Genomic DNA, 18,759 nt, shown 5'->3' with positions numbered 1-18,759 from the left:
TGTCAGTACGTCATGCGTCGGTTGCCCGACTTACATGGACGTCTTAGACGATGGTAACGCCGGTGGCCTGCGGGCCCTTGTTGCCCTGACCGATCTCGAACGCCACGCGCTGGTTCTCCTCGAGAGTGCGGAAGCCGCCACTCTGGATCTCGGAGTAGTGAACGAAGACGTCAGCACTGCCGTCTTCGGGAGCGATGAAGCCGAACCCCTTCTCGGAGTTGAACCACTTCACGATGCCCTCTGCCATGTAAATCTCCTCTAACACAGTGTCAACAGGCAGTCGCTTCGACCGCCCGGGTCACTTACTACGACCGTTCTGAGACAAATCCGTGGAGGATGTCCAAACGCTCGCAACCTAACCATTTGCGAGCGTGGAAACACAAACACAAACACTTACGACCAACACAAGTAGACCACACATCCGCCGTGTTGTCTTCCCTGAGGTCTTCATCACTGACCAACCCGTTGACAGGCATACCCCCTGGGGGTACCTTCGATGGCAGAGCGATACCTACACCGGGTATCCGTAAAATGAGTTTTCCACAACCGAAGGGATCTGCGATGACCACCGCCGAATACACCGTTTCCGGAATGACCTGCGGACACTGCGTCGGATCCGTCAAGGAAGAGATCGGCAACATCGCGGGCGTAACCGCGGTGGATGTCGAATTGGCGAGCGGACGCGTCGTTGTCACCAGCGATGCTCCCGTCTCCGCAGCCGACGTCGTCGCAGCAGTCGACGAAGCCGGCTACGCAGTCGCACCAAGCTGAGTCAGCCGTGCGCACCTCGACAACACTTGCCGCCTACGCCGTAGGGTTGGTCGCCGTCTTCGGCGCCGCCCTCGGTGTGGGGGCCGCAATCGGAAGCCCGATAGACATGTCCACTACCCAGCACAGCACCCACGAATCAACCATCGAATCGATGCCAGGCATGGATTCGGCAACACCCTCAGGGCTCGAAGTCTCCTCCGGCGGATACACACTCACCGAAGTGACCGCACCCGATCGAGCTGGGGAGCCGGGAACCTTGACCTTCCGGATTCTCGACAGCAACAACGAGCCCGTCGTCGATTTCGACCTTCTGCACGAGAAGGAGCTCCACCTCATCGTCGTCAGAAACGACACCAGCGAGTTCCGCCACGTGCATCCTTCGCTCGCCGCAGACGGCACCTGGTCGATCGACTGGACCTGGCCTGTCGCCGGTACCTACCGAGTCTTCGCGGACTTCGACCCCACCGACGGCACCCAACTGACACTCGGCCGAAACTTCGACGTGGCAGGCGAATTCGCTCCTGCTCCGCTGCCTGCGAAGAGTGCGACCGCAACTGTCGACGGATACACCGTGACTCTCGACGGTGATCTGACCACTGCCGGCGGCCCGATCACGCTGAGCGTTGCTCGCGACGGAGCCCCGGTCACCGATCTCGATCCGTACCTCGGTGCCTTCGGTCACCTCGTTGCCCTGCGCACCGGCGACCTCGCCTACCTGCACGTGCACCCCGAAGGCGAGCCGGGCGACGGCGTCACAGCTCCTGGTCCGGACATTTCCTTCCACGCACAGGCACCGAGCGAAGGCACATACCGGCTGTTCCTCGACTTCCAGCACGAAGGCGTGGTTCGGACCGCCGAATTCACTGTTGATGCAGGCACTTCCACGGCTTCAGTTCCAGACAATCACGAGGGAGGGCACTGATGACGTCACCGACTGTGGTCGACAATGCTGCCAACTCGAGTAGCGTCGAACTCGCGATCACCGGAATGACCTGCGCTTCCTGCGCGTCACGAATCGAGAAGAAGCTCAACAAGATCGACGGCGTCACAGCCACCGTCAACTACGCGACGGAAAAGGCCAAGGTCACTTTCCCGGACGGGGTACCCGTCGAAGATTTGGTCACTGCCGTCGAGAATGCCGGCTACGCTGCCGCGCTCCCCAAGCCGCCGAGCGCGCCCGACACCGTCGACCCGGACGCGGAAACCCCGCAGGATCGTGATCTGCGCGAGCTTCGCACCCGCCTGATCATCTCGACTCTGCTCTCAGTACCGGTCATCGCGATGGCGATGGTTCCTGCGCTGCAGTTCGACAACTGGCAGTGGCTCTCCCTCACGCTGGCCGCACCGGTCATCGTGTGGGCGGCCCTTCCCTTCCACCGTGCCGCATGGGTGAACCTGCGTCACGGCGCCGCCACGATGGACACGCTCATCTCCCTGGGCACCATCTCGGCATTCGTCTGGTCGCTCTACGCACTGTTCTTCGGCACCGCGGGCGAAGCCGGTATGAAGCACGCCTTCCGGCTGACGGTCGACCGGATGGACGGCAGCGCCAACATCTACCTCGAAGTTGCCGCGGGCGTCATCACGTTCGTACTGGCCGGACGCTACTTCGAGCACAAGTCCAAGCGCACGTCCGGCGCCGCACTACGCGCACTCATGGAGCTCGGTGCGAAAGACGTCGCGGTATTGCGCAACGGCGTCGAAGTACGAATCCCCGCCGAAGAACTGGCAGCGGGCGACTCCTTCATCGTTCGGCCCGGCGAGAAGATCGCCACCGACGGCATCATCACCGAGGGCCGCTCAGCCGTCGACATGAGCATGTTGACGGGTGAATCCGTGCCGGAGGAAGTCGGTGTCGGGGACACCGTAGTCGGCGCCACCGTCAACGTCGGTGGAACCTTGACCGTCCAGGCCACCCGCGTCGGGAGCGACACCCAACTCGCCCAGATGGCGGCACTGGTCGAAGACGCCCAGAACGGCAAGGCCGAAGTTCAGCGCCTCGCCGATCGGATCGCCGGTATCTTCGTGCCGGTCGTCATCGCGATTGCCGTTGCGACACTGGGCTACTGGCTCGGTACCGGTAACCCTATCGAGATGGCCTTCACCGCTGCGGTCGCCGTGCTGATCATCGCGTGCCCCTGTGCCCTCGGATTGGCAACGCCCACAGCCCTGTTGGTGGGCACGGGTCGCGGAGCTCAGATGGGAATCCTCATCAAGGGACCCGAGGTGCTCGAATCGACGCGCGCAGTCGACACCGTCGTGCTCGACAAGACGGGAACCGTCACTACCGGTCAGATGACATTGCTGGACACCGTGGTGGGCGAAGGAACAACCGTCGACGAGGTCCTTCGGCTGGCGGGCGCACTCGAACATCGCTCCGAGCACCCCATCGCCGCAGCGATCGCGAAGGGTGCGACCGAAGCCGTGGGCGAATTGCCTACGGTCGAGGATTTCGTGAACGTCGCCGGGCGCGGCGTACAGGGAATGGTCGACGGTCACGCCGTCGTCGCCGGCCGAGACGCGCTGCTCGCCGACTGGTCGATGCCGTTGCCGGAAAATCTCCGCGAGGCGAAGGCTGCAGCAGAGAAGGCCGGGCGCACCGCAATCGCGGTGGGCTGGGACGGCAAGGCGCACGGCATCCTCGTGATCGCCGACGCGGTCAAGGACACGAGCGCCGAAGCGATCGCGCAGTTGAAGGCACTCGGCCTCGAACCGGTTCTGCTGACCGGTGACAACGCCACCGTCGCCCGCACTGTCGCGGATCAAGTCGGAATCAGCACCGTGTTCGCCGAGGTCATGCCGGCCGACAAGGTCGACGCCGTCAAGAAACTGCAAGCGGAAGGACGCGTCGTGGCCATGGTCGGCGACGGCGTGAACGACGCGGCAGCCCTGGCCCAGGCCGATCTCGGTCTGGCAATGGGCACGGGTACCGACGTTGCAATCGAGGCCAGCGACATCACCCTGGTGCGCGGTGACCTGCGGTCGGCAGCCGATGCAATTCGACTGTCCCGCAAGACGCTCAAGACCATCAAGGGCAACCTGTTCTGGGCATTCGCCTACAACACGGCAGCGATTCCGCTGGCTGCGGCCGGTCTGCTCAACCCGATGCTCGCCGGCGCCGCAATGGCATTCAGCAGTGTGTTCGTGGTGAGCAACAGCCTGAGGTTGCGGCGGTTCAAATAGCGGGGGGCAAGGCCCCTGTGCGCGGTTAGGGAGTCCCTGCACTCCTTAACCGCGCACGGGGCTATTCGCCTCCAGCCAGCCGAACGAAGGCTGCTGCGTCGAGCATCTCGCCACGCGTCTGTGGCTCGATGCCGGCAGCGAGGAGCCGTCGTTCGGCCTCGGCAGGCGAACCTGCCCAACCACTGAGCGCGGCACGCAAAGTCTTGCGGCGCTGCGCGAATGCGGCGTCGATCGCCGCAAAAACCTGCTTGCGATGCTTCTCGTCCATCGGCCACGGCGGCTCCGCATACCGGTCGATACGAACCAGACCTGATTCCACCTTGGGTACCGGCCAGAAGACGTTGCGTCCGACGGCGCCGGCGCGGCGAACCTCGCCGAAGAAGTTGGCCTTGACGCTGGGAACGCCGTAGATCTTGCTTCCCGGATCAGCCGCCAGGCGATCGGCAACCTCGGCTTGCACCATCACGAGTGCGGTCCGCAGACTCGGCAACGATGCAAACAGGTGCAGCAGTACCGGCACCGCGACGTTGTACGGAAGGTTCGCGACCAGCGCGGTCGGCTCGCCGGGTATCTGCGAAGGCAACACACGCATTGCGTCGGCTTCGACGACGGTCAGGCGATCGGCCAGTTCCGGCGCTCGCTCGGCCACCGTCTTGGGGAGGCGGGCCGCGAGGTTGGGATCGATCTCGACCGCGATGACCCGATCGACCACGTCCATCAGCGCCATCGTCAGCGAACCGAGACCGGGCCCTACTTCGAGGACGACGTCGTCACGAGTGACGCCTGCGGTGGTGACGATGCGTCGCACGGTATTGGCGTCGTGAACGAAGTTCTGCCCCAACTGTTTCGTGGGTCGGACACCGAATTCCTCGGCAAGAGCGCGCACCTCGACCGGACCGAGCAGGGCTGCCTGCCCGCGCGGAGTAGCGATGGGTTCGTTCGATTGTTCGGCGTCTGACACCAGTAGAACTTATCCCAGTCCGAGGCGACCCGAGCACGACGGCCATGCGCCCCAGCCCTGAGTGCGCTGCGTCTGGGTCGCAATCGCGATCTGCTCTTCACGGGTGGCGAGGTCGGCGCGGGGCGCATATTTCAACCCGCCTTGTCGCTCCCAGGTGTTCTGATCGAATTGCACGCCGCCGTAGAAACCGTTGCCGGTGTTGATAGCCCAGTTACCGGTGGCCTCGCACTGTGCGAGCGCATCCCACGTCGAACCGTTCTCGACGGGCGGCACCTCGGTGCCCGGCTTCGTTCCGACACGCACGACCTTCGGCTGAGCCGGTGTGGTGATCGTCTCCGACACCTGTGTGCGTCCGGCCTCGACACCGTTGACGAGATTGACGGCGAACGTCACGTCGCGCACGCCGGGAACGCCCGGGTTCTCGACGGTCGTACGGCTCTGGTTCATCGTCGGATCCTCGATGCGCTGATCCGGCGGATCGAGCGGCAAGGTCTCGATCTTGTTCTCGGTGCGGTTACGCGTCACCGTGACCTCGAGGCCCTCGGTCAGCGGAGCATCTGCGGCGGGAACAACCGTGTCCGACTGCTCGAGCGGCGTTCCGTTTGCGGTGAGGAACTCCCCTACCGTCGGAGCCGCGATACGCACGTCTGCTGCCGCGTTTGCGCCGTCGACCAGTTTTGCGACAACCGGTGTCAGCACGTCCAGCGCGGCGCCGTCGAGCGGAAGACGCTGCGAGCGCGACGCCGACACGTGCACATCTGCTGCGACATCCAACTGCTTCAACGCGTCGTCGACGGTCAAAGCGGTGGTCCAGAGCTTCTGAGGCTGACCGTCGACCGTCAGCGTGATCTCTCGCGCGCGACGGAGCACCACGGTGTCGCCGTCGGACAGCGAAGCGTCGGCCGCGGGAGCAACTGCGTCCTTGTCACCGATCGGGTAACCCGCATCCTCGAGAGCGCCGTCGACGTTGGTCGACATGGTGCTCAGGCGAATCTGCTCACCGTCGACGTCGAGGGTGATGGTCTTGTGCCGGACGACAGCGAGAACACCACCCACGAGGACGGTGAGAAGGAGCGCGGCGATCGCCGAGTACAACAACGGCGACCTGGTCGAGTTGATCTTGGCGAACGGTGACATGGGTTCCTGAGTTCTGTGTGGAGTGAGGGCGGGTCAGCGCAGGCCCAATTTGCTGGTGCAGGACGGCCACGCACCCCAGCCCTGACCGGCGCGGACCTTCTCGCCGATCGCGATCTGCTGTTCACGTGATGCGAGGTCGGCGCGAGCCGCGTACTGACCGCCGCCGAATGCCTCCCAGGTGCTCTGGGTGAACTGAAGTCCGCCGTAGAAACCGTTGCCGGTGTTGATGGCCCAGTTTCCGGTCGCTTCGCACTGAGCAATGGAGTCCCACGTCGACGCGTTGGACACGGCGGGCGCGGAAGTCTGCTTGGTGCCGACCTTCACTACTGCTGCGACCGGTTCCTTGATCACGGTCGCGGAAAGTTCGGTTCGGCCGGCCTCGACGCCGTTGACGGTCTTGACCTCGACGGTGGCCGTGCGCTCGCCCGCAACACCCGGGTTCTCGACGACGGTCTTGTCCTTCTCGAGCTCGGGATCTTCGACCTTGTTCTCGGGCGGCGCGATCGGCTGCGTCTCGACGCGAGTGTCCGTGCGGTAGCGGGTGACCTGGATGGTCAGGCCGTTGGTGACTGGTGTGTCCGCGGTGGGAACAACCGAGTCGGCCTGCTCGAGCGGCGCATTCTTCGCCGCGAGAAGATCACCGACGGTCACGGCGGCGAGCTTGATCTCCGATGCGGGAGCGCCGCCGTCGCTGACGCTGACGGTCTTCGGGCTGACGACGTCGAGTTCGGTCCGTTCGAGGGGCAGACGATGCGAGCGCGAAGCCGAAACTGCGAAGTCGTCGGAAACATCTACTTGCTTCAATGCCTCGTCGACCGTCAATGCGGTGGTCCAGATGGTGGTCGGCTGACCGTCGACGGTCAGCGCCAACTCACGGGCACGGCGCAGTACGACGGTATCGCCGTCGGACAGGGAGGAATCGGCGCTGGGAGCGAGAGCGTCCTTGGGATCGACCGGGTATCCGGCGTCCTCGAGAGCGGCACCGACGCTGCTCGACATCGTGGACAGCGAGATCATGTCGCCGTCGACATCAAGGGTGATCGTCTTGTGCCGGACTACGGCGAGCGCACCCCCGACGATGAGCGTCAGAAGCAACGCACCCACCACTGAGTAGAGAAGTGGTGACTTCGTGGAGTTGATCTTGGCAAAAGGCGACACAGGAAATCCCAAGGCAGACGACGTTCGATCACAATACGGTAACGACCGAGCGTTGTATCGGCAACCAAATCACAACGAAATGCGACTTTTGTCACGGAACGGCAACGGCGTGTCGTGTGTTCTGCACTTTCCGGCTCCGATACCCGTGTATCGATTCAGCTCTGGGCGCAGTATGTTCTCGTCTGGTTCAAAGCAGTCCGGCGATCCCGGGCGCGACAGAAGAAAGCTGGGCGATAGTGCGAAGAAGATTCGACAGACCACGTAATGCCAGGTGGCCGATCCTGGCCATCCTGCTGGCGCTGATCGCAGCGCTGTTCGCCCCCGGAATCGCGAGCGCGCAACCCGGTCGCACCTACACGATCGCCACCGATCTGACATTCGCCCCGTTCGAATTCGAGAACGAAGACGGCAAACTCGTCGGCATCGACATCGACCTGCTCAATGCGATCGCCGAGGACCAAGGTTTCAAGGTCGACATCAAGCAGCTCGGCTTCGACGCGGCCCTTCAGGCCGTGCAGGCGGGGCAGGCCGACGGTGTCATCGCCGGCATGTCCATCACCGACGCCCGCAAGCAGGTCTTCGACTTCTCCGACCCGTACTTCGAGTCGGGCGTGCAGATGGCCGTCCTCGAGACCGACAACGACGTGAAGTCGTACGAAGACCTGAAGGGCAAGCGCGTCGCCGTCAAGAACGGCACCGAGGGCGCCAGCTTCGCCGAGTCCATCAAGGACCAATACGGTTTCACCACTGTCTATTTCGCTGACTCCGCCAGCATGTACGACGAGGTCCGAACCGGGAACTCCGTCGCCGTCTTCGACGACTATCCCGTCCTCGCCTACGGCATCACGCAGGGCAACGGCCTCAAGACCGTCACCGAAAAAGAGGTGGGCGCGAGCTACGGCTTCGCCGTCAACAAGGGCCAGAACGCCGAACTGCTCGAGATGTTCAACGCCGGACTGCAGAACCTGCGCGACGACGGCCAGTACGACGAAATCGTCTCGACCTACCTCGGTCAGGGAGCATCGACGTCGGACAACTCGATCATCGGCTTGATCAAGAGCACCTACCCCCAACTCCTCAAGGGTCTGTGGCTGACCATCGTCCTCTCGGTCGTCTCGATCGCGATCGCTCTGGTACTCGGTGCGATCTTCGGTCTCTGCCGGGTGTCGACCAATATGTTCGTCCGAGGAATAGGCACGACCTACGTCGACATCTTCCGCGGCACACCACTGTTGGTGCAGGCATTCTTCATCTACTTCGGTATCCCGGCGGCTCTGCATTTCCAGATGTCCGCCTTCACGGCAGGCATCATCACGCTCTCGCTCAACGCCGGCGCGTACATGGCTGAAATCGTCCGCGGCGGCATCCTGTCCGTCGACAAGGGACAGATGGAAGCGTCACGAAGCCTGGGCATCAGCTACATGAAGTCGATGCGAAAAGTCATCATGCCGCAGGCAATTCGCACGATGATCCCGTCGTACATCAACCAGTTCGTCATCACCCTCAAGGACACGTCGATCCTGTCGGTCATCGGACTTGCCGAGCTCACTCAGACGGGGCGCATCATCATCGCGCGCAACTTCCAGTCGTTCAACATGTGGCTGATCATCGGCGTCATGTACTTCATCATCATCATGGCGCTCACCAAGCTGTCGAACCGCCTCGAGAAGAGGATCAACAAGTGACCGAAACAGCCGTCAACATGGGCAAGTCCGACACCGAGGTCAAGATTTCGGTCCAGGGACTGAAGAAGTCGTTCGGCGACAACGAGGTTCTCAAAGGCCTCGACGTCGACATCAAGAGCGGTGAAGTGGTCTGCGTCATCGGACCTTCCGGTTCGGGCAAGTCCACCTTCCTGCGCTGCCTCAACCGCCTCGAGGACATCACCGCTGGTTCCGTGCGCGTCGACCAGTTCGACCTCACGAACAAGGACGTCGACATCGACAAGGTGCGCCAGCACATCGGGATGGTGTTCCAGCACTTCAACCTATTCCCACACATGAGCGTCGTCGAAAACGTAATGCTCGCCCCGGTGCAGACCGGGCGATCGTCCAAGGAACAGGCTCGCGAGATCGCCGTCAAACTGCTCGGCCAGGTCGGCCTCGCAGAGAAGGCAGATGCCAAGCCCGCCAGCCTGTCCGGTGGGCAGAAGCAACGTGTCGCCATCGCCCGCGCGCTGGCGATGAGCCCCGACATCATGCTGTTCGACGAGGCCACCAGCGCCCTCGACCCCGAAATGGTGGGCGAGGTTCTGCAGGTTCTTCGCGACCTCGCCAAGCAGGGCATGACCATGGTCGTCGTAACCCACGAGATGGGCTTCGCCCGTGAGGTTTCCGACCGGGTCATCTTCATGGCCGACGGATACATCGTCGAAGAAGGTAAGCCGGAGAGTCTGTTCGGCAACCCCCAGCAGCAGCGCACCCAGGACTTCCTGGCGAAGGTTCTCTAGGGGGCAAGCCCCCTGTGCGCCTTTTTGGTAGTGGGGCCTACCGGAAAGGCGCACGGGTGGTGGCCAATTCGACGACCAGCCCGGTCTCGATCCGATTCTGCGGCCCGAATTCGAAGTCACCGAACCTTCGGAACCACCGAGGACTGGCGTCGACCCGTCGATATGTCTCGCTGCCGTCGACGGGTAACCACATCTTCGGGTTTCCGACTTCCACGTAGCTGGTGGTCTCCACCAGAATCCCGAGGACTACGCCTGAGGTCTTGACTCCTGATGCCGGCATCCCGCCGTGAACCCAACCGTCGAACTCGCCGTACTGCGATCGCGGTGGCTCCTGCGATCGCGGTGTCAACGTCCACGAGCATGGTTCACCGACAACCGGAAATGGCCCACAGCACTCGACTTCGACCATGTCGAGATGAACGGACACGATCTGGACCGAAGAGTCGACCGGGGTCGGCTCAGTGAAGCTGTGTGCCTTCATTCCCTCCCGGGATGCGAGAAATTCGCCGCGCTCGAGCCGGATCGAGCGGACTGTTCGGCTGTGCGATAGACGTCATCGCGATAGACGTCATCGCGATAGACGTCGTGGGGATAGACGTCGTGGGGATAGATGCAGTCATTCATCTGAAATACCCCGCGCAGTAGACGGACCGGGACACGACGGTCCCGGGCGCGGAGTTACCTGTCAGACCACCATAGCGTCAGAGTTTGTAGACGCGCTCCGCTGTCGCCGTGGACGCTGCCGCGAGAGCTTGCGGATCCTCACCGCGGATGCTTGCGAGCGCACGCACTGTGTAGGGCAGGCAGTACGACTCGTTGGGGGCCCCGCGAAACGGGTGCGGCGTCAGGAACGGCGCATCCGTTTCGACGATCAGCTGATCCGACGGCACCAGCAGCGCGGCCTCACGCAACGCTTTCGCGTTCTTGAAGCTGACGGTTCCCGAGAAACTCAGCACGTACCCGGCGTCGATGCACTCCCGCGCCATCTCCGAATCCGAGGAGAAGCAGTGGAACACCACCGTCTCCGGTGCACCTTCCTCGTTCAGCACCCGCAGCAAATCATGGTCGGCTTCGCGGTTGTGAATCATCAACGTCTTGCCCAGACACTTCGCCAAGTCGATGTGCCAGCGAAAACCGTCGATCTGCTCCTCGATGGTGGCGCACCCCTCGAGTTTGCCGGGCCAGTAGAGATCGAGCCCGGTCTCCCCCACGGCAACGACTCGTGGATCGGACGCCAAACGCTCGATCTCGGCTCGGGTGCCGGCATCAAGAACGTTTGCCCTGGTCGGATGGATTGCGACGGCTGCGTAGACCCTCGAATCCCAATGAGCCGCGTCGACGGCAAATCGCGCGGCGTCGAGGTCGTCGGCCACCGTGACGACTCGCCCGACGCCGACTGCCTCGGCTCGATCGACTATCTCGGCCACGGTTGCAGCGTCATGCGCACCGCACGCGTCGAGGTGTGTATGGGCGTCGATCAGAGGCGACAAGGGCTCAGGGGCATCGGGGGCGGGACGGTCTTTGCTCACGCCCGATAGAGTAAGCGCACCATGACTGTGCCTGCCTCACCCTCCCAGACCCCGCGCCCGGACTCCGCCGCCTCGGAAGGCGCGGAACGACCGCCGTTCTACATCACGACAGCGATCGCGTATCCCAACGGCGCTCCGCACATCGGCCACGCGTACGAGTACATCTCCTCGGACGCGCTCGCCCGCTTCAAGCGGTTGGACGGACATGAAGTGTTCTTCATGACCGGCACCGACGAGCATGGTCTGAAGATGCAGCAGACAGCGATCAAAGAGGGCATCGACGTCCGCGAACTCGCGGCTCGGAACTCCGACGTGTTCCAGAACCTCGACAAGGTCCTGAACATCTCGTACGACCGGTTCATCCGCACCACCGACGCAGATCATCAGGTCGCCAGCAAGGCAATCTGGGAGAAGATGGCCGCATCGGGCGACATCTACCTCGACACGTACTCGGGGTGGTACTCGGTTCGTGACGAGGCCTTCTACACCGAAGCCGAGACAACGCTTCTCGAGGACGGCACCCGTCAGTCCACCGAGACCGGTACGCCGGTGGAGTGGACCGAGGAGTCCAACTACACCTTCCGTCTCTCGGCGTACGAGGACCGTCTCCTCGCACTGTACGAAGAGCATCCCGAGTTCATCGCCCCCACGACTCGCCGCAACGAGATCGTCAGCTTCGTCAAGGGCGGCCTCAAGGACCTGTCGATCTCGCGCACTACGTTCGACTGGGGCGTCGAGGTTCCCGGCGACCCCGACCACGTCATGTACGTCTGGGTCGACGCCCTCACCAATTACCTGACCGGCGTGGGCTATCCGAACGTCGACTCGGAGGAGTTCAAGAAGTTCTGGCCCGCGAGCCTGCACATCATCGGCAAGGACATCACACGGTTCCACACCGTGTACTGGCCGGCGTTCCTCATGTCGGCCGGCATCGAACTGCCGGAACGAGTCTTCGTCCACGGGTTCTTGTACAACAAGGGCGAGAAGATGTCGAAGTCGGTCGGCAACGTGGTCGATCCGATCGCGATGGTCGATCAGTACGGCCTCGACGCGGTCCGCTTCTTCCTGCTCCGCGAGATCTCGTACGGCCAGGACGGCAGCTACAGCCACGAAGCAATCGTGACTCGAATGAACGCAGACCTGTCCAACGAACTGGGCAACCTTGCGCAGCGTTCACTGACGATGGTCGCGAAGAACTGCGACGCCCAGGTCCCCACCCCCGGTGAGTTCACCGCAGACGACCTGGCGATGCTGGCGTCGGCGGATGCCTTGCTTGCCAAGTGCCGCAGCGAGTTCGACGTGCAAGCACTGCATCTCGCGTTGGAAGCCATCTGGGGCGTCCTCGGAGAGACCAACCGGTACTTCTCCAAGCAGGAACCGTGGGTTCTGCGCAAGACCGATCCGGCACGGATGGCAACGGTCCTCTACGTGACGATCGAAGTTGTCCGTATCGTCGGCCTTCTCGTTCAGCCCGTCATGCCCGACGCGGCGTCACGCATCCTCGATCTGCTTGGTCAGAGCGAAGAGAACCGTCAGTTCACCGACATCGCGGTTCGCATCGACGCGAACCGGAAACTGCCTGCTCCGGCACCGGTCTTCCCCCGCTTCGTCGAGGAATGACCTAGGCACGAGTGCCGCATGTGGGGTCCGAAATATCCGTCTACCGGCGGATGTGTCGGACCCCACGTGCACACTCCAGCCATGACTACGAATAGAACATACATTCGAACCAGCGCTTCGGCGCAGACACTGCCTTGGAACGGAGCACGGGTGTCCACTCAGGAGGTCAGCCCTCAATCCGTCTCTGCGGCGCAGGGTCTCGTCAGCGAACTGACGGCCGCCTACGAACGCGGATGGCAACCGGCAGATCTGATCCATCTGGCTCGCCGAAGCAAAGACGCGTCCGACGCCGATCTCGCTGCCACCACCATCCTGTTCGACGCGCACGCATCCCGCGCGTCGGATCGCGCACCACTCGAGTGGGTGGGGCAGTTGCAGACGATCGGCGAGCAGTACCCGAAGTCTCGGCGCGTCGCCTCTCGAATCACCGTGGACGACGACGCTTTCCGCTCCCTCGCGGCCGGCCTACTGTTCCAGGACCCCTACTTCCTTGTTTCGCAGATCGTCGATGTCACACGATCGTGGATGCGCCTACCTCAGTGGACGGTATTGCTCGCGCCACCATCCACCTGGCCGTCGCAACGCACCCACACCAGCTATGCCGGCGTCGGTGACACCGAGGTCGACGCCAAGGTACTCAAGCGAATTCGTGGGCTACTCGCCAAAGCGGAAGCCACCAACTTCGCGGAAGAAGCCGAGATCTTCACCGCGAAGGCCCAGGAGTTGATGACGCGATATGCGATCGATTCCGCACTGCTCCACAGTCGCGCCGGGGTCACCGACACGTCCGTGAATGCACGACGCATTCACATCGAGAACCCGTACGTGAAAGAAAAAGTTCACCTCTTGACCGAGATCGGCGAATCGAATCGTGTCAGGACGGTGTGGTTCAGTGATATCGCGCTCGCGACCGTCGTCGGCACTCCGGTCGACCTTCAGCAAGTCGACATGCTGTTCACCTCACTGCTTGTACAGGCAACCCGTGCAATGCAATTCGCCGATTCGAGCAATCGCGGCGGCTCCCGCACCACATCGTTCCGCAAGGGGTTCCTGGCCGGTTTCGCCAGCCGCATCGGACACCGCTTACGCGACGCAGGCACCAAGGCCACAGCCGAAGCGGCCGACGCAGCATCGATGGACGTCGCGGATCTTCTACCGATCCTCGCCACCACGTCCGAGGCTGTCGACGCCGAATTCGATCGACTGTTCCCGACAACCCGCAAGACTCGCGGACGATCCGTCGACGCCGAGGGCTGGCACGCCGGCCAGGCAGCAGCCGACGACGCCAACCTGCGTCCCGGTGCGCCAGCAGTGCACCGCTCCCGCTAGTCCTTGCGAGCGGCCAGAACCGTCTCGTACAACTCACGCTTGGATACTCCGGCCGTTGCGACCAGAGCGCATGCGTCCTTCAAGCGCGTTCCCCCCTCGACCAGCCTTTCCACCTCGTCGACAAGATCGGCAGGATCGGATGCCACCAGCACGGCGCCTTCGAGCACCACCGTGATCTCGCCGCGAACACCCTCGGCCGCCCAGGCAGCTAACTCCCCGAGAGTGCCGCGCTTGACCTCCTCGTAAGTCTTGGTCAATTCCCGGCACACGGCCGCGCGCCGATTCGGCCCGAGAACTTCCACCGCATCTGCGAGGCAGTCGGCAAGGCGATGGGGTGCTTCGAAGAACACACATGCTCGCTGCTCGGTTGCCAATGCCGAGAGCCACGTCTTGCGCTGCCCCTGCTTACGCGGTGGGAATCCGTCGAAGCAGAACCGCTCCACCGGCAAACCCGAGAGTGCCAGCGCAGTCGTCACCGCCGACGGGCCGGGAAGGCACGTGACGGCGAGGTTCTCGGCCACGCAGGCGGCAACGAGGCGGTATCCAGGATCGCTGACCGACGGCATGCCGGCGTCCGTAACCAGAAGGACGGTCTTGCCTTCGGCGACGTCGGCGACCAGTGCGGGCAGCCGCGAAATCTCGACCTGATCGTAGAAACTGACGATCTTTCCGGTGATTGTTACGTCGAGCGCGGACGCCAGAGACTTGGTGCGTCGTGTGTCCTCCGCAGCGACGACGTCGGCGGTTGCGAGAGCAGACCGAAGACGCGGAGACGCGTCACCGACATCTCCCATGGGTGTTGCGGCGAGTACCAAACGACCAGTCATACCTGACAGCCTACGATTGCCAGGTGACTGTGCAGACGGACGAGCGGCCAACGCCCGCCACGAGCGATCGGGTAGTGCGTAGTCCCGGGCCGCTGGTACCGGATCCTGATTTCGGCCCGACCGACAGATTGCGCGGCTGGATCGTCACCGCTTTCATCACCGCCATCGCGGCTATCACACGCTTCACGATGCTCGCCTATCCGACCGACGCCGGCACTCCGGTCTTCGACGAGAAGCACTACGTTCCGCAGGGTTGGCAGGTTCTCACCGGCGGCGGCATCGAAGACAACCCCGGCTACGGATTGGTGGTTCACCCGCCGATCGGCAAGCAGATGATCGCGATCGGAGAAGCACTCTTCGGTTACAACGGTTGGGGGTGGCGATTCTCGTCGGCCCTGGTCGGGACACTGATGGTCTTGCTCATCATCCGCATCGTGCGCCGCATGACGCGCTCCACGCTGATCGGCGCGATTGCCGGAATCCTGCTCATCGTGGATGGCGTCACCTTCGTCTCCTCGCGTCTGGGGATGCTCGACATCTTCCTGGCTTTCTTCGTCCTCGCCGCTCTCGGCTGCCTGGTGGTTGATCGCGACCAAGTCCGTGAACGGATGGCGAAGGTATACGAAGAAGGTCGAATCGATGATTCGGCCTGGGGTCCGCGACTGGGTTTCCGTTGGTGGAGGTTCGGCGCCGGCATCCTGCTCGGTCTGGCCTGCGGAACCAAGTGGTCCGGCATGTATTTCATTCTGTTCTTCGGATTGCTCAGTGTTGCCTTCGACCTGTCAGCGCGCCGCGCATACCGCGTGCAGCGCCCATGGGTCGGCACCGCCGTTCGCGACATCGGACCGGCTCTGTATGCGCTGGTGATCATTCCGCTCGGTGTGTACCTCGCGAGCTACTGGGCTTGGTTCACCAGCGAGACCGGCGTCGACCGTCACGCCGTCGGTAACGAGATCGGTGAGGGCGGCACGTGGAGTTTCATCCCCGCCGCGCTGCGCTCACTCTGGTATTACAGCGGAAACGTTCTCCAATTCCATGCCGGTCTGACGAACTCCGCCGGAAACCACCACCCGTGGGAGTCGAAACCCTGGACGTGGCCGATGGGGCTGCGACCGATGCTCTACTACTACGCCGACGGTGAGCAGGTCACCGGTTGCGGGGCCGCCAGCTGCGTCAAGGCCGTGATGCTGATCGGCACACCGGCGATGTGGTGGCTGGCCCTGCCGATGCTGGCGTGGGCGATCTGGCAGACGTTCGTGCGCAGGGATTGGCGATACGCAGTGGTCCTGACGGGTTACGGTGCCGCCTACCTTCCGTGGTTCGCGACGCTGGACCGCCAGATGTACTACTTCTACGCCGTTGCGCTCGCCCCGTTCATGGTCATGGGATTTGCGCTCGTCCTCGGCGACGTTCTGGGCAAGGCGAGCGCGTCCGTCGAGCGTCGTACCACCGGACTTCTTGCAGTCAGCCTGTACATCGGTCTGGTGGTGGCCAACTTCGTCTACCTCTGGCCGATGCTTACCGCCATGCCGATCACGCCGGAATCGTGGCAGAACCACCTCTGGTTGCCGAGCTGGAAGTAACAGGACAAAGAAGGAGGCACCGAACCCAGTTCGGTGCCTCCTTCTTTTCACGCTTACTCCGCCGATTTACCGACGCGACGCCCCCGCCGCGGGCGCAGGAGTGCACGTTTCTGCTCCTTCGCCGCAACGATGATCGGGTCGTGCGAAAGATCCTTGTACAGCGAGAAGCACAGTCCGATCATGACAAGCACGAACGGCGCCGCAGCGATGATCGTCATCGTCTGCAAGCCGTCTAGCGCTTCGGAACCACCGGTCCACAGCAGAAGCGCTGCGACGCCACCGGTCAACATGCCCCAGAAGACCACGACCCAGCGACTCGGTTCGAGCGTTCCACGCTGCGAGAGCGTGCCCATCACCATCGACGCGGCGTCCGCGCCGGAGACGAAGAACACCGCGACGAGCAGCATGACCAGGACAGTCGTCACTCCGGCCAACGGCAGATTGTCGAGCATGCCGAACAGTTGAGCCTCTTCCGAGCCTCGGCCGGACAAGCCGATTCCGTCGCGTTCCTCGCCGATGCCTGCGCCGCCGAAGATCGCGAACCAGAGCAAGCTGACAGTCGTGGGAACGGCGATGACGCCGACGATGAACTGACGGATCGTACGACCACGGCTGATGCGCGCCAGGAACATGCCGACAAACGGCGTCCAGGAAACCCACCATGCCCAGTAGAAGATCGTCCAGGACGAAAGCCACGCGCCCGTTTCAGGATTCGACGACGCACCCGTGCGGGCGGACATCTGGGCAAGGTCGGAAACGTATGCACCAATGGTCGTCGGGAGCAGATTGAGAATCAGTACGGTGGGCCCGAGAACGAACACGAACAGGGCCAAGACCAGCGCGAGCACCATGTTGATGTTGGAGAGCCACTGAATTCCCTTGGCCACACCGGAAACTGCGGAAGCGACGAACGCCAGGGTGAGCACCGCGACGATGGCAACGAGCAGGAACACGCCGGCTTCTTCCATCCAGCCGACTACCTCGAAACCGGAGCCGATCTGCAGGGCGCCGAGCCCCAAGGATGCTGCGGTTCCGAAAAGTGTCGCAAAGATTGCCAGGATGTCGATGACCTTGCCGATCGGCCCTTCAGCCTTGCGACCGAGCAACGGGATGAAGGCCGAACTGAACAGTTGCTTGCGTCCGCGACGGTACGACCCGTACGCAATGGCAAGGCCCACAACGGCATACATCGCCCAAGGGTGAAGTCCCCAGTGAAACATGGTGGTAGCCATGGCAGTTCCGACGCCGCCGTCGGTGCCGGGAGGCGGAGTCACGTAGTGCGCAAGCGGTTCCGCCACACCGAAGAACATCAGGCCGATCCCCATACCGGCGCTGAACATCATGGCGATCCAGCTGACGGTGCGGAACTCGGGCTTCTCGCCGTCTTTACCCAGCGGAATGTCGCCGAATCGGCTCACTGCGAGGTAGATGGAAAACAGCACGAAAGCCGAAGCCGCGAGTACGAAGAGCCAGCCGATGTTGGTCACCAACCAGCCGAGAACACTTCCGGTTACCGAGTCGAGGTTGTCGGGAGCTACCAGGCCCCACACGACAATGGCCGACACCGCTGCGGCCGCCACGGAAAACACCACGTAGTCGGTCCGAACGCCTACCCGAGTAAAGCCCGTCTCCGGACGCTCTTCGTTGGCCCCGGAATCTTGTTCGGATCGATCAGATTTCGTCACCATAGATGACTACGTTCGTCACTTTGTGGTCCAAAAGCAAGCCAGAAGGCGGGCTCAACGTACGCTGAGCCCGCCTTCTCACCCCGATCAAGCTGGGGTTTTAACCCAACCGTTGCCCTTGCCGATCAATCCGTCGATGCTGATGCGTCCTGCGCCGATCACGGCGATCAAGAGCGAACCAACACCGAGAGCGACGACGAGTTCGTAGCCACCGTTGTCGATGAAGACACCCTTGTCCGCGTGCACGATGAAGAACGCGCCGACCATGTCGAGGAACAGCAGCGCTCCGACGAGCGGGGTCAGCAGACCCGCAATGAGCAGGATTCCGCCGCCGAGTTCGATGGATGCGGCGAGAACTGCAGAAATCTTGGGGAGCGGGGCGCCCATCCCTTCGAATGCAGCCTGTGTTCCGGCGATCTTGTAGGTGAAGAACTTCTGCCAACCGTGGGCGATGAAGATGATCCCGAGGCCGACACGGGCGATGAGGAGTCCGAGGTCACGAGCAATCGACGAATTCATGAGCCAAG

The 18,759-nt window shown here is 62.8% G+C and carries 18 protein-coding genes; 9 read left to right on the top strand and 9 right to left on the bottom strand.

The genetic code is table 11. The features are described from left to right. Positions 1 to 43: 43 nt before the first annotated feature. On the bottom strand, positions 44 to 247 hold the full coding sequence (locus ACFWAD_RS11215; protein WP_003946232.1) for a cold-shock protein: 204 nt from the start codon (positions 245 to 247) through the stop codon (positions 44 to 46). Between the two features lie 314 nt (positions 248 to 561). Here ACFWAD_RS11215 and ACFWAD_RS11210 point away from each other — a divergent pair, with 314 nt between their 5' ends. From ACFWAD_RS11210 to ACFWAD_RS11200, 3 genes are read left to right on the top strand one after another with little or no spacing between them, the layout of a single operon-like run. After that, positions 562 to 771, top strand: coding sequence for a heavy-metal-associated domain-containing protein (locus ACFWAD_RS11210; protein ID WP_378543625.1), 210 nt, complete (start codon positions 562 to 564; stop codon positions 769 to 771). A gap of 7 nt (positions 772 to 778) precedes the next feature. After that, a complete protein-coding gene (locus ACFWAD_RS11205; protein ID WP_378543622.1) occupies positions 779 to 1,693 on the top strand; it encodes a hypothetical protein in 915 nt (304 codons plus the stop codon). Beyond that, entirely contained in the window at positions 1,693 to 3,954 is a 2,262-nt protein-coding gene (locus ACFWAD_RS11200) for a heavy metal translocating P-type ATPase (protein ID WP_378543619.1), read from the top strand. Before ACFWAD_RS11205 ends, ACFWAD_RS11200 begins: the two co-directional genes overlap by 1 nt. A 61-nt stretch (positions 3,955 to 4,015) precedes the next feature. Here ACFWAD_RS11200 and rsmA read toward each other — a convergent pair whose 3' ends face one another. From rsmA to ACFWAD_RS11185, 3 genes are read right to left on the bottom strand one after another with little or no spacing between them, the layout of a single operon-like run. Continuing rightward, positions 4,016 to 4,915 carry a 16S rRNA (adenine(1518)-N(6)/adenine(1519)-N(6))-dimethyltransferase RsmA gene (gene rsmA / locus ACFWAD_RS11195; RefSeq protein WP_003946263.1) on the bottom strand — a complete coding sequence of 300 codons (900 nt, stop codon included), beginning with the start codon at positions 4,913 to 4,915 and terminating at the stop codon, positions 4,016 to 4,018. A 9-nt stretch (positions 4,916 to 4,924) separates the two neighbouring features. Beyond that, positions 4,925 to 6,052 carry a resuscitation-promoting factor gene (locus tag ACFWAD_RS11190; RefSeq protein ID WP_214885100.1) on the bottom strand — a complete coding sequence of 376 codons (1,128 nt, stop codon included), beginning with the start codon at positions 6,050 to 6,052 and terminating at the stop codon, positions 4,925 to 4,927. 33 nt (positions 6,053 to 6,085) lie between these two features. Beyond that, a complete protein-coding gene (locus tag ACFWAD_RS11185) occupies positions 6,086 to 7,210 on the bottom strand; it encodes a transglycosylase family protein (protein WP_378543615.1) in 1,125 nt (374 codons plus the stop codon). A 236-nt stretch (positions 7,211 to 7,446) separates the two neighbouring features. On the opposite strand from ACFWAD_RS11185, the gene ACFWAD_RS11180 reads away from it, so the two are divergent. Together ACFWAD_RS11180 and ACFWAD_RS11175 are read left to right on the top strand one after the other, a co-directional pair. After that, a complete protein-coding gene (locus ACFWAD_RS11180) occupies positions 7,447 to 8,895 on the top strand; it encodes an amino acid ABC transporter substrate-binding protein/permease (protein ID WP_378532670.1) in 1,449 nt (482 codons plus the stop codon). Further along, complete coding sequence (locus ACFWAD_RS11175) at positions 8,892 to 9,659, top strand: amino acid ABC transporter ATP-binding protein (protein WP_378543612.1); 768 nt, start codon at positions 8,892 to 8,894, stop codon at positions 9,657 to 9,659. Before ACFWAD_RS11180 ends, ACFWAD_RS11175 begins: the two co-directional genes overlap by 4 nt. Before the next feature lie 37 nt (positions 9,660 to 9,696). Here ACFWAD_RS11175 and ACFWAD_RS11170 read toward each other — a convergent pair whose 3' ends face one another. Further along, entirely contained in the window at positions 9,697 to 10,140 is a 444-nt protein-coding gene (locus tag ACFWAD_RS11170) for a DUF6578 domain-containing protein (protein WP_378543609.1), read from the bottom strand. Between the two features lie 11 nt (positions 10,141 to 10,151). Between ACFWAD_RS11170 and ACFWAD_RS11165 the strand changes: the two genes are divergently transcribed. After that, positions 10,152 to 10,304, top strand: coding sequence for a hypothetical protein (locus ACFWAD_RS11165; RefSeq protein WP_378543606.1), 153 nt, complete (start codon positions 10,152 to 10,154; stop codon positions 10,302 to 10,304). Positions 10,305 to 10,360: 56 nt separating this feature from the next. On the opposite strand, the gene ACFWAD_RS11160 is transcribed toward ACFWAD_RS11165, so the two are convergent. Then, positions 10,361 to 11,188: a TatD family hydrolase gene (locus ACFWAD_RS11160; RefSeq protein ID WP_378543603.1), complete on the bottom strand. Its 828-nt coding sequence runs from the start codon at positions 11,186 to 11,188 to the stop codon at positions 10,361 to 10,363. 21 nt (positions 11,189 to 11,209) lie between these two features. Between ACFWAD_RS11160 and metG the strand changes: the two genes are divergently transcribed. Together metG and ACFWAD_RS11150 are read left to right on the top strand one after the other, a co-directional pair. After that, entirely contained in the window at positions 11,210 to 12,808 is a 1,599-nt protein-coding gene (metG, locus tag ACFWAD_RS11155; RefSeq protein ID WP_378543600.1) for a methionine--tRNA ligase, read from the top strand. 81 nt (positions 12,809 to 12,889) lie between these two features. Then, a complete protein-coding gene (locus ACFWAD_RS11150) occupies positions 12,890 to 14,137 on the top strand; it encodes a DUF2786 domain-containing protein (RefSeq protein ID WP_378543597.1) in 1,248 nt (415 codons plus the stop codon). Here the strand turns inward: ACFWAD_RS11150 and rsmI are convergent. Beyond that, positions 14,134 to 14,964: a 16S rRNA (cytidine(1402)-2'-O)-methyltransferase gene (gene rsmI / locus ACFWAD_RS11145; protein ID WP_378446442.1), complete on the bottom strand. Its 831-nt coding sequence runs from the start codon at positions 14,962 to 14,964 to the stop codon at positions 14,134 to 14,136. The two genes, ACFWAD_RS11150 and rsmI, sit on opposite strands and share 4 nt — an antisense overlap. A 23-nt stretch (positions 14,965 to 14,987) precedes the next feature. Between rsmI and ACFWAD_RS11140 the strand changes: the two genes are divergently transcribed. Further along, positions 14,988 to 16,547, top strand: coding sequence for a dolichyl-phosphate-mannose--protein mannosyltransferase (locus ACFWAD_RS11140; RefSeq protein WP_378543594.1), 1,560 nt, complete (start codon positions 14,988 to 14,990; stop codon positions 16,545 to 16,547). Between the two features lie 53 nt (positions 16,548 to 16,600). On the opposite strand, the gene ACFWAD_RS11135 is transcribed toward ACFWAD_RS11140, so the two are convergent. Both ACFWAD_RS11135 and ACFWAD_RS11130 read right to left on the bottom strand, forming a co-directional pair. Beyond that, complete coding sequence (locus tag ACFWAD_RS11135; RefSeq protein ID WP_378532661.1) at positions 16,601 to 18,235, bottom strand: BCCT family transporter; 1,635 nt, start codon at positions 18,233 to 18,235, stop codon at positions 16,601 to 16,603. A gap of 84 nt (positions 18,236 to 18,319) precedes the next feature. After that, positions 18,320 to 18,751: a DoxX family protein gene (locus tag ACFWAD_RS11130; protein ID WP_003946228.1), complete on the bottom strand. Its 432-nt coding sequence runs from the start codon at positions 18,749 to 18,751 to the stop codon at positions 18,320 to 18,322. Positions 18,752 to 18,759 lie beyond the last annotated feature (8 nt).

It is taken from the genome of Rhodococcus sp. NPDC059969, assembly GCF_042738325.1.
Taxonomy (GTDB): domain Bacteria; phylum Actinomycetota; class Actinomycetes; order Mycobacteriales; family Mycobacteriaceae; genus Rhodococcus_F.
Note: the sequence above shows the minus strand (reverse complement) of the source record. Positions and strands in the feature narration are given on the sequence as shown.

Bases quoted from the DNA above. Each gene is read 5' to 3' on its own strand.
- ACFWAD_RS11150 (WP_378543597.1), top strand. From the start codon at position 12,890: ATGACTACGAATAGAACATACATTCGAACCAGCGCTTCGGCGCAGACA.
- ACFWAD_RS11135 (WP_378532661.1), bottom strand. From the start codon at position 18,235: ATGGTGACGAAATCTGATCGATCCGAACAAGATTCCGGGGCCAACGAA.
- ACFWAD_RS11215 (WP_003946232.1), bottom strand. From the start codon at position 247: ATGGCAGAGGGCATCGTGAAGTGGTTCAACTCCGAGAAGGGGTTCGGC.
- metG (WP_378543600.1), top strand. From the start codon at position 11,210: ATGACTGTGCCTGCCTCACCCTCCCAGACCCCGCGCCCGGACTCCGCC.
- ACFWAD_RS11130 (WP_003946228.1), bottom strand. From the start codon at position 18,751: ATGAATTCGTCGATTGCTCGTGACCTCGGACTCCTCATCGCCCGTGTC.
- ACFWAD_RS11200 (WP_378543619.1), top strand. From the start codon at position 1,693: ATGACGTCACCGACTGTGGTCGACAATGCTGCCAACTCGAGTAGCGTC.
- ACFWAD_RS11190 (WP_214885100.1), bottom strand. From the start codon at position 6,052: ATGTCACCGTTCGCCAAGATCAACTCGACCAGGTCGCCGTTGTTGTAC.
- ACFWAD_RS11210 (WP_378543625.1), top strand. From the start codon at position 562: ATGACCACCGCCGAATACACCGTTTCCGGAATGACCTGCGGACACTGC.
- rsmI (WP_378446442.1), bottom strand. From the start codon at position 14,964: ATGACTGGTCGTTTGGTACTCGCCGCAACACCCATGGGAGATGTCGGT.
- ACFWAD_RS11170 (WP_378543609.1), bottom strand. From the start codon at position 10,140: ATGAAGGCACACAGCTTCACTGAGCCGACCCCGGTCGACTCTTCGGTC.
- ACFWAD_RS11165 (WP_378543606.1), top strand. From the start codon at position 10,152: ATGCGAGAAATTCGCCGCGCTCGAGCCGGATCGAGCGGACTGTTCGGC.